This is a genomic window from Burkholderia territorii, assembly GCF_902833055.1.
Taxonomy (GTDB): Bacteria; Pseudomonadota; Gammaproteobacteria; order Burkholderiales; family Burkholderiaceae; genus Burkholderia; species Burkholderia territorii.
The window spans coordinates 232,962-249,401 of record NZ_CADFEJ010000006.1; the positions used below are offsets into that span (position 1 = coordinate 232,962).

Here is a 16,440-nt window from a genome sequence, read left to right on the forward strand (position 1 = left end):
CACAGAAAAGGGCGCCGCAACGACGGCGCCCGTTGATCGAATGCCGCGCTCACGCGACGCGTGCGCGCGGCGTACATCAGGCGCCCGACGCCGCAGCGGCGGAGGCGGCCTTGTCCTTCTTGCTCTTCTTCTTCGAACCCTTCGTCGCCTTCGTGGACGACGCTGCGGCCGGCGCGCTCGCGCCCGCATCGGCGGATGCCGCTGCAGCCGCGGCCGCCTTTTCCTTCTTCGACGCGCGCTTGCTCTTGGCCGGCTTCGACGCCGCTTCCGGCGCGCTGGCGGCCGGGGCCGGCGTGGGCGCCGGCGTAGCGGCCGGCGACGTCGCAGCGGTGCCGGCCGACGTCGTGGCCGAGGTGGTCGCCGGCGTCGTCGCGGCCGGCTTCGACAGCTTCACGCCCTTCGGCGGCGCCGATGAGCCGCCGATCGTCAGGCCGTTTTCCTCGAGATGCCCGACCGACTTCGTGCCGAGACCCTTCACGCGGTTCGCGAGATCGTCCGCGTCCTTGAACGGGCCGTTCTTGGTGCGCTCGTCGATGATCGCCTTCGACTTCACGGGCCCGAGGCCCTTCACCGATTCGAGCGCGGCCTGGTCGGCCGTGTTGACTTCGACGGCCGCGGCAAGGCCGGCGGCGAGCGACAGCGACAGCGCGACGAACAGCATCAGCAGCTTTTTCAGCATGGCAAGGGCTCCCTGGTTCTGACGGATGAATGGCTGTTGCAACGGACGGCGCGGCGAGACCTGGCCGGGCGTCGCCGTTAAGCATAGGACAAATGCGTGCCCTTTTTAAGACAGGCTGACTGAATCTTGCTGAAGGCTTGCGATGCTGTAAAGGCCGAAACCGGCGCCAGTCGCCGATTTTGACCATTGTTTACGGTGTTGAGGGGGCGAGCGGATCGTCGTCGCGCTGGTCGTGCGATCACGCTTGACTTAGAGTGAACTCTAACTCCTAACCTTGTTCCTGCCATGTCGAAAACCGTATCCCAACCTTCCGCCGCAGGCCCGCTGACGATCGGGCAAGTCGCCGAACTGACGGGCGTGTCGACGCACACGCTGCGGTACTACGAGCAGGCCGGCCTGCTGCGCGCGATTTCGCGCACGGCGGCCGGGCACCGGCTCTATGCGCCGGCCGACCTTGCCGGGCTGGCCTTCGTGATGCGCCTGAAGGCGACCGGCATGCCGATCGCGCAGATCCAGGCGTTCGCGGTGCTGCGCGAGCAGGGCGAGTCGACGTTCGGCGCGCGGCGCGACTTGCTGGTCGCGCATCGCGACGCGGTGCGTGCGCATATCGCGGAGCTGCAGGCGAACCTCGATGCGATCGGCGACAAGATCGCGTACTACGAGGCGCAGGGACGGGAAACGGCACGACGGGCGAAACCTTCTCTCTCATTATCGGAACAGGACGGACACGATGGAACGACTCGTTGAGGATCGCTACACGCGCGGCTGGAACAAACTGAAGGAAATCGACGGCGAAGTGGGCGAACGCGTGATCGCGGCGCTTGCGCCGATCGCACCGGACTTCGCGCGGCTCCTGGTCGAATTCAGTTTCGGCGACATCTACAGCCGGCCGCAGCTCGACCTGAAAGCGCGCGAAATTGCGACGATCGCCGCGCTGGCCGCGCTCGGCAACGCGCAGCCGCAATTGAAGGTGCATATCGAGGCCGCGCTGAACGTCGGTTGCACGCGCAACGAGATCGTCGAGGTGTTCATGCAGATGGCCGTGTATGCGGGGATGCCGGCCGCGCTGAACGCATTGTTTGCCGCGCACGAGGTATTCAAGCGGCGCGACGAGGCGGCCGGCGTGACGGACGCCGCGAACGAAGCGGCCGGGCAGCCCGCATGACGAAGCGTGCGCTTACGCGTCACGCGCGGTGCGGCGCGACGATCCGGTGCTTCGCGATGCGCCGGTACAGCGTCGCGCGCGACATGCCGAGCGCGTGCGCGGCCGCGTCGGGCCGCCAGCGGTGCGCGGTGAGTGCCGCGACGATGCGGCCGCGTTCGTCGTCGGGCAGCGCGCCGGCCGGACCGGCACCGAGCCGCGCGACGAGATCGGCCGGCAGGTCGCGCAGCGTCACGCGCGCGGTATCGCACACCGCGCACGCGTAGCGCAACACGTTGCGCAGTTGGCGCACGTTGCCGGGCCACGCGTACGCGGCGAGTTGTTCGGCGAGCGCCGGGTCGAGCGTGAGCACGTGGCCCGTCGCCTGCGCTTCCTCGGCGAATACCGCGGCGATCACGTCGCGCACGTCCGCGCGCTCGCGCAGCGGCGGCAGTTCGAACGTCGCGCCGCTCAGCCGGTAATACAGATCCTCGCGGAACGTGCCGTCGGCCACCATCGCGGCGAGATCGCGGTGCGTCGCGCAGATCACGTCGAGATCGACGCGCACGGGCGTATCGCTGCCGAGCGGCACGACTTCGCCGTCGGCGAGCACGCGCAGCAGGCGCGTCTGGAGCGCGAGCGGCATGTCGCCGATTTCGTCCAGAAACAGCGTGCCGCCGTCGGCGAGCGCGATCTTGCCGCGTGCGCCGTGCTTGCGTGCGCCGGTGAACGCGCCGGCCGCGTAGCCGAACAGCTCGCTTTCGATCAGCGCCTCGGGCAGCGCGCCGCAGTTGACCGCGACGAACGGCCGTGCGCGCCGTGCACCGGCATCGTGGATCGCGCGGGCGAATACTTCCTTACCGGCGCCGGTTTCACCCAGCACCAGAATCGGCAGCCGCTTGCTCGCGACCCGCAACGCAAGTTCGGCCTGTTGAGCGACGCGCGTGTCGCTGCTGTGCAGGAACGGTGTCAGCGCGCCGACGTGGCGCTGCGCGGCGCCGGGGCGGCGCGATGCCGGGGCGGCCCGTGCCGTGCCGGTTTCGCGGCCGGTGCGCCGTAGCGGCGCGCGCAGCCGCGCATAGAGCGGAGCGCCGGTCGCGCGCAGCCGCAGCGCGATGATCGTATCGAGCCGCGCGGCATCGCGCAGCGGCATTTCGGTCGCATCGAAGATCTCGTCGATATGGCGCGGTTCGCGCAGCGCGGGCAGCGCGTCGCGTGCCGGCCGGTTCGACGCGACGATGTTGCCGCATTCGTCGAACGCGATCAGCCATTCGGGCTGCGCCTCGACGTAATGACGATTCGGATGCCCAAACAATATCCAGTGCTGTGCGGTGCTGTGCACGAAGTAGCCGTCCTCGATCAGCGCCGCGCTTTGCCGAACGAGCTGGTACACGAGACGCTGGCTGTCGCGGCCGTCCGGCGACTGGACGGCCGACGCGTCGAGCACGCCGATCAGTTCGCCGCCGGGCGCGAAGATCGGGGCCGCACTGCAGGTGAGCGTGGTGAACGCGGCGCGGAAGTGGTCGGTCTTGTGCACGGTGATCGGTGCGAGATCGGTCAGCACGCTCGCGACCCCGCAGGTGCCTTCCTCGCTTTCCGACCAGCACGATCCGATGTGCAGCCCCGCATGACGGAAGTCGTGGCGACGTTCGCGATCGATCCGGTAGTCGATCGTCACGCCGTGCGCGTCGGTCAGCATCACGCAGTAATCGGCGACGCGAATCATGTCGTGCAGGCGCGTCAGGCACTGGCCCGATGCGCGCAGGAACGCTTCCTCCTTGTCGCGCACCTCGCGCAGCTCGGCCGCGGTCAGCACGCGCGGGCCGATCGACGACGCGGGGTCGAGCGCGTAGCGCTCGAGCGAGCGCTGCCACGACGACACCAGGCGCGCGGAATCGGCCGGCGCGGGCAGGCGCCCGGCGAGCGCGCCGAGCACACGGTCGGCGTGCTGGGCCTGGGGGACGGCATAGGGCATGGTCGGCTCCGGTTCCGTACGGCGGGGAATTCGATGTTCTTGTAGCACATCCGCCTGCGCCGATCACATTGCATCGCAGCACGCGCGCGACGTGAGACGTTCGTCTCAGCGGCATCTCAGCCGCTCTCGCGACGCTGAGACGCACGGGCATGCCACGCGTGCGGGCGACCAACCTCACGGCGTTGCGCGCCGCGCCGCGATGCGCGCGGCTTGCCGGCGCGACGCGCATCCGGGCGAAGGTGCCGAAACCGGCGCGCCGGGAGATCGACGGCGTGAGACGCGCGGACGATTTCGCGGGCGTCGGGCGATCGCGGCAGCAGGCTGGCGATGGGCGGCACCGCCGCCGCGCCAGTCTGCAAGCGGGTTTCGCGGTCGTTGCACGCGCGGTGGCACGCCGCTTGCAGATGTCACGGCAAGCCCGGCGCGGTTGCGTCGGCGACGACGGTCCGCTGCCCTCGACGACGGCGGACGACACATGCAGGGCCGGCGCGAGCGCCGGTCCACTGGATGGAGACAAACCCGTGACGACGCCCGTGACCGTCGGCGTGATCGCGAACCCCGCATCGGGGCGCGACATCCGCCGCCTGACGACGCATGCATCCGTGTTCCCGACGGCGGAGAAAGCCAACATGGTCGTGCGCCTGCTTGCCGGCCTCGGCGCGATGGGCGTCGAGCGCGTGCTGACCTTGCGCGACAAGACGGGCATCTCGACGCTGCTGATGCGTGCGCTCGATACGCATCGCGCGGTCGCGCCGCACGAGCGCTGGCCCGCCGTCGAATTCGTCGACCTGCCGATCTCCGATTCCGTCGCCGACACGCACGCGGGCGCCGCCTACATGCGCCGGATGGAAGTCGCGCTGATCGTCGTGCTCGGCGGCGACGGCACCCATCGCGCGGTCGCCGCGCATTGCGGCGCGACGCCGCTCGTCGCGCTGTCCACCGGCACCAACAACGCGTTTCCCGAGTATCGCGAGGCGACCGTCGCGGGCGTCGCGGCAGGGCTCGCCGCGACCGGCGTCGTGCCGGCCGAGGTCGCGTTCGCGCGCAACAAGCGGCTCGTCGTGCGCTGCACGGCAGGCGCGAGCGCGGGGCGTGAGGAGATCGCGCTCGTCGACGTGTGCGCGGCCCGCCAGCGCTTCATCGGTGCGCGCGCGATCTCGGGGCCCGACGACATCGACTCGCTCTATCTGACTTTCGCGGAGCCGGACGGCATCGGCCTGTCCGCGCTCGGCGGCGCGTGGGCGCCGCTCGAGCGCAGCGCGCCGCACGGGCTCGCGATGCGTTTCGCCGCCGACGGCAAGCACGCCGGCACGCCGCTCGTCGCGCCGATCGCCCCCGGGCGCGTCGATCGTGTCGTGATGCGCAGCTGCGAGCGGCTCGAACCGGGCGCGTGGCAGACGATCCCGTTCGAGCACGGCACGCTCGCGTTCGATGGCGAGCGCGAGATCGAGGTCACGCGCGGCGACCGCTACGAGATCGCGCTCGACTGGCGCGGGCCGCTGACCGTCGATGTCGGCCGCACGCTGCGTTACGCGTCGTCGCGGCAGTTGTTGCGCGATGCCGGCGGGTGGCGCGGCTGACCACGGCTTCACGTTTCACCGGCGGCCGCGGCCGCCGTGCAATCCGTCGCCGGGGCGTTGCCGCGGCGGCATTCGCAGTCAGACCTACTCAGGAGACACACATGACCGTTTCGACACATCTCGGCCGGGACACGCTGCTGGAAGCCTACCGGCTGATGCGCACGATCCGCGAATTCGAGGAGCGCCTGCACGTCGAGTTCGCGACCGGCGAAATCCCCGGCTTCGTTCATTTGTACGCCGGCGAGGAGGCCTCCGCCGTCGGCACGATGCTGCACCTCGGCCTTGAAGACTATGTCGCCACCACGCATCGCGGACACGGCCACTGCATCGCGAAAGGCGTGGACGTGCACGGGATGATGGCCGAGATCTACGGCAAGAAGACGGGCGTCTGCCACGGCAAGGGCGGCTCGATGCACATCGCCGACCTGTCGATGGGCATGCTCGGCGCGAACGGGATCGTCGGCGCGGGCGGCCCGCTCGTGTGCGGCGCGGCGCTCGCGGCCAAGCACAAGAAGACGGGCGGCGTCGGCGTGTGCTTCTTTGGCGACGGCGCGTCGAACCAGGGCGTGATCTTCGAATCGATGAACCTCGCGTCGGTGTGGCGGCTGCCGGCGATCTTCGTGGCCGAAAACAACGGTTATGCGGAAGCGACGTCGTCGAGCTGGTCGGTCGCGACCGACAACATCGCCGACCGCGCGAACGGCTTCGGGATGCCGGGCGTGATCGTCGACGGCTTCGACTTCTTCGCGGTGCACGAGGCGCTCGGCGAAGCGGTCGCACGCGCGCGCAACGGTGGCGGCCCGACGCTCGTCGAGGTGAAGTTCACCCGCTATTTCGGTCACTTCGAAGGCGACGCGCAGACCTATCGCGCGCCGGGCGAAGTGCAGAAGCTGCGCGACGAGAAGGACTGCCTGAAGCATTTCGAAGCGCGCGTGGTACGTGCCGAAGTGCTGACGACCGACGAGCTGCGCGCGGTCGATGCGCAGGTGAAGTCGTTGATCGACGACGCGGTCGCGCAGGCGAAGGCCGCGCCGCTGCCCGACGCGGCCGACCTGCTGACCGACGTGTACGTGTCGTACCCGTGAGCGCGATGTGACATGGCGGCCACCGGCCCGCGGCCGGCATGGCGAAACCAATATTCCAGGAGACGGACATGGCAAGAAAGATCACTTATTCGCAGGCGATCAACGAGGCGCTTGCGGAGGAAATGGCGCGCGACGACAGCGTGATCGTGATGGGCGAGGACAATGCGGGCGGCGCGGGCGCGCCGGGCGAGGACGACGCGTGGGGCGGCGTGCTCGGCGTGACGAAGGGGCTGTTCCACAAGTTTCCGGGCCGCGTGCTCGATACGCCGCTGTCGGAAGGCGGCTACATCGGCGCGGCGGTCGGTGCGGCCGCGTGCGGAATGCGGCCCGTCGCGGAGCTGATGTTCATCGATTTCATGGGTGTGTGCTTCGATCAGATCTTCAACCAGGCCGCGAAATTCCGCTACATGTTCGGCGGCAAGGCCGTGACGCCGGTCGTGATCCGCGCGATGTACGGCGCCGGCCTGCGCGCGGCCGCGCAGCATTCGCAGATGCTCACGTCGCTGTTTACGCACATCCCCGGGCTGAAGGTCGTGTGCCCGTCGACGCCTTACGACGCGAAGGGGCTGCTGATCCAGTCGATCCGCGACAACGATCCCGTGATCTTCCTCGAACACAAGCTGCTCTACACGCGCGAAGGCGACGTGCCCGAGGAATCCTATGCGATCCCGTTCGGCGAGGCGAACGTCGTGCGCGACGGCGACGACGCGACGATCGTCACGTACGGCCGCATGGTGCATCTGGCGACCGACGCGGCCGCCAGGCTCGCGAAGGACGGCATCCAGGTCGACGTGATCGACCTGCGCACGACGTCGCCGCTCGACGAGGAAACGATCCTCGAAAGCGCGGAGCGCACCGGGCGCGTCGTGGTGGTCGATGAAGCGAACCCGCGCTGCTCGATCGCGACCGACATCGCCGCGCTCGTCGCACGGCGCGCGTTCCGGTCGCTCAAGGCGCCGATCGAGCTCGTGACCGCGCCGCACACGCCCGCACCGTTCGCCGGCGTGCTGGAAGACCTTTACATCCCGTCCGCCGACGCGATCGCGCAGGCGGTTCTGAAGACGAGGAGCTGACACGATGTCGATTCACATGATCACGATGCCCAAGTGGGGGCTTTCGATGGAGCAGGGGCAGGTCAACGGCTGGCTGAAGGCGGTCGGCGAGCGCGTGACGAAGGGCGACGAAGTGCTCGACGTCGAGACCGACAAGATTTCGTCGGGCGTCGAGTGCGCGTTCGACGGCACGCTGCGGCGGCAGGTCGCGCAGGAAGGCGAGACGCTGCCGGTCGGTGCGCTGCTCGGCGTGGTGGCCACGGCCGACGCAAGCGATGCCGACATCGACGCGGCGATCGCCGAATTCCAGCGGGATTTCGTGCCGGCCGCGGCCGCCGACGACACGGCGGGCCCGCAACCCGAGAAGGCGCAGATCGGCGGACGCACGCTCCGGTTCCTGAAGCTGGGCGACGGTCCGGGCACGCCCGCGGTGCTGATCCACGGCTTCGGCGGCGACCTGAACAACTGGCTGTTCAACCATGCGGAGCTGGCCGCGCATCGGCCCGTCTGGGCGCTCGACCTGCCCGGGCACGGCGAGTCCGGCAAGGCGGTCGACACCGGCAGCCTCGACGAGCTGGCCGACGCAGTGCTCGCGCTGCTCGACGCGCAGCATATCGACCGCGCGCACCTGATCGGGCATTCGATGGGCGGCGCGGTCGCGATGGCGACGGCGGAGCGCGCGCCGCAACGCGTGGCCTCGCTGACGTTGATCGCGAGCGCCGGGCTCGGCACCGACATCAATCGCGGCTACATCGACGGCTTCGTCGCCGGCAACAGCCGCAATACGCTGAAGCCGCACCTCGGCGCATTGTTCGCCGACAACGCGCTCGTCACGCGGCAACTCGTCGAGGATCTCGTCAAGTACAAGCGGCTCGAAGGCGTGCAGGCCGCGCTGGAGAAGATCGCGAATGCCGCGTTCGACGGCGCGTCGCAGCGGCGCGTGTTCCGCGACCGCGTCGCATCGCTCGCGCCGCGTACGCTCGTGATCTGGGGCGAGCGCGACCAGGTGATTCCGGTGCAGCACGCGCACGGGTTGCCGGACGGCGTGCGGGTCGAGGTGATCGCCGGCAGCGGCCACATGGTGCAGATGGAGGCGGCTGCCGACGTGAACCGCCTGATCGTCGCGTTTCTCGGAGACTGACGATGACCGCCGCGCTCGAACGACCCAGCCTCACCGCACTCGGCCAGCCGGGCGCGCGCAGCCGCGACAAGCTCGCGCGCATTCCGGTGCGCGTCGAGCCCGCGGCCGGCGCGGCGCTGCCGAAGCCGCCGTGGCTGCGGGCGCGGCCGATGATGAGCGGGGCGGTCGCCGACATGGCGGCCGTGCTGCGCGATCACCGGCTGCATTCCGTCTGCGAGGAGGCGATGTGCCCGAACATCGGGGAATGCTTCGCGCAGCGCACCGCGACCTTCATGATCATGGGCGGACTGTGCACGCGGCGCTGCCCGTTCTGCGACGTCGCGCACGGCCGGCCCGAGCCGCTCGACCCCGACGAACCCGCGCGGCTCGCCGACGCGGTCGCGGCGCTCGAACTACGCTACGTCGTGATCACGTCGGTCGATCGCGACGATCTGCGCGACGGCGGCGCTGCGCATTTCGCGGCCTGCATCGCGGCGGTGCGCGCGCGCGTGCGGGGCATCGGCGTCGAGGTGCTGACGCCCGATTTCCGCGGCCGCGTCGCGCGGGCGCTCGATGCGTTCTCGTCGGCGTGGCCGGACGTGTTCAATCACAACATCGAGACGGTGCCGTCGCTGTATCGGGCGGCGCGGCCGGGCGCCGACTATCGCGGTTCGCTCGAACTGCTCGCGCAGGCGAAGGCCGCGCGCCCGACGCTCGTGACGAAATCGGGATTGATGCTCGGGCTCGGCGAGCGCGACGACGAGGTGTGCGACACGCTGCGCGACCTGCGCGCGCACGAGGTCGACGTGCTGACGCTCGGCCAGTATCTCGCGCCGTCCGCGCATCACCTGCCGGTGCGCCGCTACGTGAGCCCCGAGGCGTTTGCCGCGTGGCGCGACGAGGGGCTGTCGCTCGGTTTCAGGGAAGTCGTCGCGGGCCCGCTCGTGCGGTCGTCGTATCACGCGGCCGACGTGCTGGAGGACGCGTAGGTCGCGCGCCGCGCGTCAGGGCTGCACGGCAAGGTGCGTGCGGCTGACGTGGCGCAGGTAGAGGGCAAGGCCTGCGCCCGCGAGCAACAGGCTGACCATGTTCGCGAACCAGAAGCCGCGCGCGCCGGTCAGCCATGCGGGCGCGATGCCGCCGACGTCGAAGCCGAGCACGTAGCCGCCGCCGAGCCCGACGCCCCAGAGCGCGACCGCATAGATCACGGTCGGCACGATCGCGACCTTGTACGCGCGCAGGACGAAGGCGGACGTGATCTGAAGCGCGTCGAAGAAGTGGTAGCAGGTGACGATCGCGACCAGCGGCAGCGCGGCGGCGGCCACCGCCGGGTTCGGCGTGTAGGCGCCGACGATCAGCGGACGCAGCGTGAACACGAGCACGCCGTAGGCGGCCGCGATCGCGCACGCGAGCATCACGCTGTGCCGGCCGAGCAGGCGCGCCTCGTCCGGGCGGCCGGCGCCGAGCGCGCGTGCCACCAGCGTCGATGCGGCGACGCCGATCGACAGCGGCGTCATGTACAGCACCGCGCCGATGTTGCCGGCGATCTGGTGGCCGGCCAGCGTCGTCGTGCCGAATTGCGCGATGAAGAGCGCCATGCACGTGTACGACGTGACCTCGATCAGGTACGACAGGCCCATCGGCACGCCGAGTTTCAGGATCGCCTTCTGGCGAGCCCACACGGGCCAGCAAAAGCGCGAGAAGATCGAAAGCGGCGAGAACACGTCGAGCTTCGCGAGCAGCGTGAAGCCGATCAGCGCGAGCGCCCAGTTGATCAGCGTGCTCGCGAGCCCGCAGCCGGGGCCGCCGAGGGCCGGCACGCCGAAGCCGCCGAAGATGAACCACACGTTGAGCGGAAACTTGAGCAGCAGCGCGCCGACCTGCAGGATCATCGCGAGGCGCGGCTTGCCGGCCGCGTTGGTCAGCGCGTTGTAGATCCGGAACACGAGGCTCGCCGGGAGGCCATACGACAGGATCCGCAGGTAATCGACGGTGCGCTCGTGCAGCGCGGGCGGCGCGTGCGCGAGGCGCAGCAGCGGTTCGGGAAAATGCAGCAGCAGGAAGCCGGGCACCGCGAGCATCAGCGCGAGCCACAGCGCCTGGCGGACCTCCTCGCCGATTTCGGCGTAGTGTCGCGCACCGTAAAGCTGCCCGGTGATCGGCTGCAGCGCGGACAGAATGCCCGTCATCCCGATGTAGACCGACACGTAGATCGACGAACCGAGCCCGAGTGCGGCCAGGTCGATGGCCGAGTAGCGGCCGACCATCGCCGTGTCGATCACGCCGAACGCGATGATCGCGAGCTGGCCGACGAGCACCGGCCACGCGAGACTGACGATCCGGCGGATGTCGGCGAACATCGTCAATCGACCGTCCGGTGGCGCGGGCCGCGGCGCTTGGCGGGCGTCGTCGGCCGCTCGATGCGCTCGTACAGGCGGAAGCGTTCGTCGCGGTCGGCGACGCGGCGGCCTTCCCACACGAGGCGCCACACGTATTGCGACATCGCGCTGGGCTCGCCGAAGTCGGCGCGGTCCTGGCGCAGGATCACGTCGCAGTCGCCCGAGAATTCGAAGTGCATGTCGCCGAAGTACGCGAAGGTCGCGATCTGCGCGTCGCCGAGCCGCACCGGCGAGATGCACTCGTAGTCCTTCGGCAGATGCGACGCGATCTGTTGCGCGACGTCGCTGTAGGTCCGGCCATAGTTGACGATCGGCAGCCACAGCGTCATCAGCAGCACCCACATCAGCGTGGTGCCGGCGCCCGACAGCACGACACTGCGCCACAGCACCTTCGGCTGGCGCGAGATGCGCCAGCGCGCGAGCAGGCACCAGCATCCGGTGACGATCACCGCGCAGATGAACGACAGGATCTTGAAATGCGGTTCGTAGCCCGGCACGAGGCGCGCGAGGTTGCGTGCGAGCGGGTGCGGGAAGCCGGTGAGCGACGCGAGCCAGACGAGCCACACGAACGTGCCGAGGATCGTAAAACTCAGCACCGCGAACCAGTCGAACGCATTGATCGCGCCGCGTTTGAGCGTCGGCAGCGCGAAGGTGGCGAGCACCGCGAGCGGCGGCAACAGCAGCATGTACATGCGGTTCGACTGCTGGCTCTGCAGGATCACGAGCGCGACGAGCGGCACCACGACCGACAGCGGAATCGCGATATGCGCGCGGCGGCGCATGCCGGCCCAGCTCCACCAGGCCCAGATCGCGAGCGGCCACGCGGGCCACGTGAACAGCGGCAGGTTTTTCGCCGCGTAGGCGAGCACCGCGGTCGGCGGGCCCGAGAAGCGCATCAGGCTGCCGTGGATCCACTGATTGAAGAACCACGCGGCGTCGTCGGGTGCCGCGCGCAGCGCGGCGAGCGGCCACAGCGCGAAGATCGCGGCAGCGAGCGGCAGGCCGATCAGCGGCAGCCGCAGGTTCCGCATCTCCGGCGTGACGAGCCACAGCGCGGCCGTGCCGGCGAGCAGCGCGACGACGAGCACCGGGTTGCCGGACAGCGCGACGAGGCCGATCGCGACACCCCACCAGAGCGCACCCTGCATCGGCTTGTCGATGCCGCGCACGATGCCGTACACGAACATCGCGATCCACGCGAACTGCGCGAGCTGCGGCGTCGTTTCGTGGCCGCGCTCCGCGAGCCCGAAGCACGCGACGAGGATCAGCAGCGCGCCGTCGGCGAGCGTGCGGCCGTAATCGCGCGGCTCCGGCTCGCCGCCGAATGCGTATTTGAACGGCTGGACTTCGGCGCGCCGGCCGAGCAGGTAGGCCGCGTACCAGACGAACGCGCACGCGACGCAGAACAGCACGCCCGTGTCGATGCGCGACGCGTTGCTCGCGTCGACCCACGGCGCCAGCGCGCGGATGGACAGCGCGCCGAGCCAGTAGCCGAGCGGCCCGTCGGTCGTGATGAACTTGCCGACGAGATTCGGCAGCAGCCAGTCGTGCCAGCTGCCGGTGGCCATCGTCCACATCACGCCGAAACCTGCTGCGTCCTCGTTCTTCCACGGGTCGCGGCCGAACAGGCCGAACGCCGCGTAGACGAGGCAGAGCGTGAGCAGCAGCCAGCGCGGCAGCGCGCGCGTGGCGGAGGCGGTGAGACGAACGACTGGCTTCATGCAGATGAGCGATTTGTTATGGGCGGCGGCCGGCGCGGTCATGCGCCGACGGCGCGGGATTCGAGCATCCGGCATTGTAGACGCGCCGGCCGGTGCGCGTCAGATGATTGCCGGGCCGCCTGCCGACCGCACGGCGCTTTCCGGCGAGCGGAGACAAAAAAGGGCAGCCTGGGCTGCCCTTTCGTGCGGTACCGGTGCGTTGCAACCACCGGAGCGGTGCGAAGCTTACTTCGCGACCTTGCCGCTGGCGCGTGCGCCGAACTTGTTCTTGAACTTCTCGACGCGGCCTGCCGTGTCCATGATCTTTTGCTGACCCGTGTAGAACGAGTGCGATTCCGACGACACTTCGATCTTGGCGAGCGGGTAGGTCTTGCCTTCGTGTTCGATGGTTTCACGCGTCTGGATCGTCGAGCGCGTGATGAACTTGAAGCCGTTCGACATGTCTTGGAAGACGACTTCGCGGTAGTCCGGGTGAATGCCAGGTTTCATGATTTTCCTTGGTGAGAGCGGTAGCCAACCCGCCGCTTGCCGTGCCGGACCGCACGCATTTGCACGATTCAGCCGACGTCAAGCCCGGCGCGAGCCACTTGCCTAAGGTCGAAAAACGGCGATTATGCCAGAAAATCAGACGGTTGACGAATAATTTTCATCGCGCGTCGAGGGCCCCAGTCCGGGCCGGATCCTGCCGATAGTAGCGGGCGAGCAGCCGGTAGAGCTCCGGAAATTCGGACTCGAACGCGCGCGGCCGCACGAACAGCGCCTCGCTGCACACGGCGAAGAACTCCGACGGGTGGTCGGCCGCATACGGATCGATCAGCGAGTCGCGCTCGAAGCGCGCCCATGCGCGCTCCGGCACCGCATCGACGCGCGCGCAGAATTGGTCGTACGCGTGCTCGAACACGTCGGCCCACGCCTGCGCGTCGAGGTGCGGCGCATGCCAGCGGCGAAAAAGGGGCGGATACCCGTCGGCCGCGCCATTGACCATGTCGATCTTGTGCGCGAACTCGTGGATCACGACGTTGTACGCGTCGCGGCCGTCCGTCATCTGCGCGTCTTCCCAGGACAGGATCACCGGGCCGCCTTCCCACGCTTCGCCGCTCGCATCCTGCTCGACTTCGTGAACGACGCCGTCCTCGTCCTGCACCGTCTTGCGGATGACGAATTCGCCCGGATACACGACCACGCCGACCCAGCCGTCGTACAGCGACAAATCGAGGTTCAGCACGGGCAGGCAAGCCTGCGCGGCGATCGCGACGATCATCTCGTCGGTCAGCTCGAGGCCGTGCGCGGTCGAGAACGATTTCTTCGCGATGAACAGGCTCGTCAGCTCGCGCAGCCGGGCGAGGTCGGCAGGCGGCAGCGCGTCGAGGAACGGCAGGCGCGCGACGGTGTCCTGCCACAGCGTATCCGGAATCGGGTGGCTGCGCAGCGCGCGGTCGCGGCGGCGGTCGTCGAACCAGCGGGTCAGTTTCGAGAGCATGGAGGCGGCGCGGGATAATCCAAAGCCTGTCTTTTAACTCAATCGATCTCTTTTTGCCATGCCGCGAAGAGGCCGCCGACGAGCGCGACGCCCGCGAGGAAATAGAAACCGTCGAGCGACGCGAGGAACGACGCCTGTTGCGCGACCATCCGCGCGATCGACGCGATCGCGAGGGCGTGCGCTTCGTTCGGCGCATGGCCGGCAGCCGCGTAGCCGTGCGCGAGCGCGTCGACGGTTTGCTGGAACAGCGGATCGAACACGTTCGCGCGCTCGACGAGCCGCGTCTGATGGACGGCCAGCCGATGCTGCTCGACGATGATTACCGACGACGTCGCGAACGAGATCGTCAGTTGCCGCACGATGTTCTTGAGCCGGTAGCCGTGCGTGTATTCGTCGATCGCGAAGATGCGGAACGTGAGGTTGGCGACCGGCAGCACGATGAACAGCAGCAACAGCCCGCGCAGCAGCAGCGGCACGATCAGCGCCGCTTCGCCGACTTGCGGCGTCATTCGCGTCATCCACAGGGCGGCCGTGATCGCGATCGCGAACCCGGGCACGACGAACCATTTCTTGTGCGTGACGCGCTTCGCATGGCGCAGGTAGACGAACAGCGCGGTCGCCGAGATCAGCGACATCGTGCCGACCAGTCGCCCGGCATTCTCGACCGGATAGCCGAGGCCGCCTTCGAGCAGGCGGGAAGTGAGATAGCTGAAGCCCGTCGACTCGTAGTAATAGAACATGTAGAGCAGCAGGCCGACCTGGAAGGTGCGCTCGCGAAACGCGTGCAGCCGCACGAGCGGCGTCGGATGGTTCCACTGGTGGTAGGCGAACCATGCGAGCGCGCCGAGGCCCGCGAAGGTCAGCGCGATCAGCATCGGCGAGCCGCTGTAGAGCTGGTAGTGCACCTGCTGCAGCACGATCTGCAGCGCTCCCTGCGCGAGCGCGAACACGACGTACGGCCAGAAGTGTCCGGAGCCGCGTTCGTCGTCGGGCGTCCTGCCGGAATCGGGCAGCGTGAGGAGCGCGAGAATCGCGAACGCGATGCCCGCGGGTGCCGTGCACGCGAACAGCGCGCGCCACGTCGAGTGCGCGACGAGCAACCCGCCGACGATCGGTGCGAGCGCGCTGCCGAGCAGAATCATGATGAGGAATGCGCGTGTGGCGGGCGGCCGCTCCTGCGGCTTGAAGCTGATCTGGATCAGGATCCGGCATGCGCCCATCATCGGGCCGATGAAGTAGCCCTGGAAGCCGCGCGCGAACGCGAGCTCGAGCGACGTGTCGGCGAGCGCGGCCGCGATCGCGCCGAACGAGAACATCAGCATGCAGCCGGCGACGTAGCGGCGATGCCCGAGGCGATCGACCCACCATTGCTGCTGCAGGATCCCGAGCACGGCCGTGACTGCATACGCGCTCGACGACCACACGAGTTCGTCGGGCGATGCATTGATGCCGCCCGCGATGTAGCTCGCGAAGAACGAGAAGGCCGCGTTGTCGAAGTAGTCGATGCCGGTGACGAGCGCGAGCGCCCACGGGAACAGGTCCGCGCGCAGGTTCGCGCGGCTCCACAGCGGCGGGCGACCGGGCGCGACGTTCATTCCCGGTCCTTGCGCGCGCGCCGCGTGCCGGCTTGCGCTTGCCGCTGCGCGATCAGCTTGTCCGGGTTTTCGCCGGCGAGCCGCCGTTCGATGTAGTCGATGTCGTGCTGCAGTTCCTTGCGCAGCGCGACGGCCTCCTTCAGCTCACGCTGCACGGCCGCGATCCGCTTGTCGAGCGTGTCGATTTGCCCGGCAAGGCCCGAACGGATGTCGCGCAACGACGCGTCCGAATACCGACGCCGGCCGTCGCCCGTTTCTTCCAGCGGGCGCTTGAGCATCTCGGTGATGCCGTGTAGCGAAAAGCCGAGTGCGCGCAGCCGCAGGATGCGGGCGAAGCGCTCGAGATCGGCTTCGTCGTAAAGGCGATAGCGGCCGCCGCTGCGTGACGGCGTGACGAGCCCGCGCTCTTCGTAATACTTCAGTGTGCGAGGCGTGACGCCGAGCCGCGACGCGGCGTCGCTCACGGTCAGCAGCGAGGGGGAGGCATCGTTCGGCATCGGAATCGCTGGGCTTCGGGAGGTGGCAATGGCGCGATTATAGATCAACCTGTACGTTCACGTTCAGGTTGAGATGAAAAAACGGCCGCCGGGCGACATGCGCGGGCGGCCATTCG

Annotated in this window: 15 protein-coding genes; 7 read left to right on the plus strand and 8 right to left on the minus strand. The window is 68.9% G+C overall.

What is annotated here, in order from left to right; genetic code table 11:
• Positions 1-76 precede the first annotated feature (76 nt).
• Positions 77-679 (minus strand): ComEA family DNA-binding protein, encoded by a 603-nt coding sequence (locus HW466_RS14780; protein ID WP_059790393.1) that lies wholly within the window; start codon positions 677-679, stop codon positions 77-79.
• 285 nt (positions 680-964) lie between these two features.
• Here HW466_RS14780 and HW466_RS14785 point away from each other — a divergent pair, with 285 nt between their 5' ends.
• Together HW466_RS14785 and HW466_RS14790 are read left to right on the plus strand one after the other, a co-directional pair.
• Positions 965-1,426: a MerR family transcriptional regulator gene (locus HW466_RS14785; protein WP_059503126.1), complete on the plus strand. Its 462-nt coding sequence runs from the start codon at positions 965-967 to the stop codon at positions 1,424-1,426.
• Positions 1,410-1,844 carry a carboxymuconolactone decarboxylase family protein gene (locus tag HW466_RS14790; RefSeq protein WP_151007060.1) on the plus strand — a complete coding sequence of 145 codons (435 nt, stop codon included), beginning with the start codon at positions 1,410-1,412 and terminating at the stop codon, positions 1,842-1,844. Before HW466_RS14785 ends, HW466_RS14790 begins: the two co-directional genes overlap by 17 nt.
• Before the next feature lie 19 nt (positions 1,845-1,863).
• Here HW466_RS14790 and HW466_RS14795 read toward each other — a convergent pair whose 3' ends face one another.
• Positions 1,864-3,795 carry a sigma-54-dependent Fis family transcriptional regulator gene (locus HW466_RS14795; protein ID WP_174905993.1) on the minus strand — a complete coding sequence of 644 codons (1,932 nt, stop codon included), beginning with the start codon at positions 3,793-3,795 and terminating at the stop codon, positions 1,864-1,866.
• A 521-nt stretch (positions 3,796-4,316) separates the two neighbouring features.
• Between HW466_RS14795 and HW466_RS14800 the strand changes: the two genes are divergently transcribed.
• The 5 genes from HW466_RS14800 (at position 4,317) to lipA (ending at position 9,621) form a co-directional block, all read left to right on the plus strand.
• Positions 4,317-5,375, plus strand: a complete 1,059-nt coding sequence (locus HW466_RS14800) for an ATP-NAD kinase family protein (protein WP_174905994.1) — start codon at positions 4,317-4,319, stop codon at positions 5,373-5,375.
• 101 nt (positions 5,376-5,476) lie between these two features.
• Positions 5,477-6,460 carry a thiamine pyrophosphate-dependent dehydrogenase E1 component subunit alpha gene (locus HW466_RS14805; protein WP_059449890.1) on the plus strand — a complete coding sequence of 328 codons (984 nt, stop codon included), beginning with the start codon at positions 5,477-5,479 and terminating at the stop codon, positions 6,458-6,460.
• A gap of 68 nt (positions 6,461-6,528) precedes the next feature.
• On the plus strand, positions 6,529-7,533 hold the full coding sequence (locus HW466_RS14810) for an alpha-ketoacid dehydrogenase subunit beta (protein WP_151006439.1): 1,005 nt from the start codon (positions 6,529-6,531) through the stop codon (positions 7,531-7,533).
• Positions 7,534-7,537: 4 nt separating this feature from the next.
• Positions 7,538-8,653, plus strand: coding sequence for an acetoin dehydrogenase dihydrolipoyllysine-residue acetyltransferase subunit (locus tag HW466_RS14815; protein WP_151006438.1), 1,116 nt, complete (start codon positions 7,538-7,540; stop codon positions 8,651-8,653).
• A gap of 2 nt (positions 8,654-8,655) precedes the next feature.
• Positions 8,656-9,621: a lipoyl synthase gene (gene lipA, locus HW466_RS14820; protein ID WP_174905995.1), complete on the plus strand. Its 966-nt coding sequence runs from the start codon at positions 8,656-8,658 to the stop codon at positions 9,619-9,621.
• 15 nt (positions 9,622-9,636) lie between these two features.
• Here the strand turns inward: lipA and HW466_RS14825 are convergent, their stop codons facing one another.
• The 6 genes from HW466_RS14825 to HW466_RS14850 all read right to left on the minus strand — a co-directional run bounded on the left by HW466_RS14825 (position 9,637) and on the right by HW466_RS14850 (position 16,324).
• Complete coding sequence (locus HW466_RS14825; RefSeq protein WP_174905996.1) at positions 9,637-10,992, minus strand: MATE family efflux transporter; 1,356 nt, start codon at positions 10,990-10,992, stop codon at positions 9,637-9,639.
• A 2-nt stretch (positions 10,993-10,994) separates the two neighbouring features.
• The gene (locus HW466_RS14830) at positions 10,995-12,752 is read right to left on the minus strand and encodes an ArnT family glycosyltransferase (RefSeq protein ID WP_059450028.1); all 1,758 of its coding nucleotides are present in this window, start codon (positions 12,750-12,752) and stop codon (positions 10,995-10,997) included.
• Between the two features lie 225 nt (positions 12,753-12,977).
• Positions 12,978-13,241: a type B 50S ribosomal protein L31 gene (locus HW466_RS14835; protein ID WP_040144297.1), complete on the minus strand. Its 264-nt coding sequence runs from the start codon at positions 13,239-13,241 to the stop codon at positions 12,978-12,980.
• A gap of 157 nt (positions 13,242-13,398) precedes the next feature.
• Entirely contained in the window at positions 13,399-14,232 is an 834-nt protein-coding gene (locus tag HW466_RS14840) for a M90 family metallopeptidase (RefSeq protein ID WP_151005109.1), read from the minus strand.
• Positions 14,233-14,270: 38 nt separating this feature from the next.
• The gene (locus HW466_RS14845) at positions 14,271-15,827 is read right to left on the minus strand and encodes an MFS transporter (protein ID WP_060348410.1); all 1,557 of its coding nucleotides are present in this window, start codon (positions 15,825-15,827) and stop codon (positions 14,271-14,273) included.
• Positions 15,824-16,324: a MerR family transcriptional regulator gene (locus HW466_RS14850; RefSeq protein WP_059449883.1), complete on the minus strand. Its 501-nt coding sequence runs from the start codon at positions 16,322-16,324 to the stop codon at positions 15,824-15,826. The genes HW466_RS14845 and HW466_RS14850 overlap by 4 nt, the downstream gene beginning before the upstream one ends.
• Between the last annotated feature and the right edge of the window lie 116 nt (positions 16,325-16,440).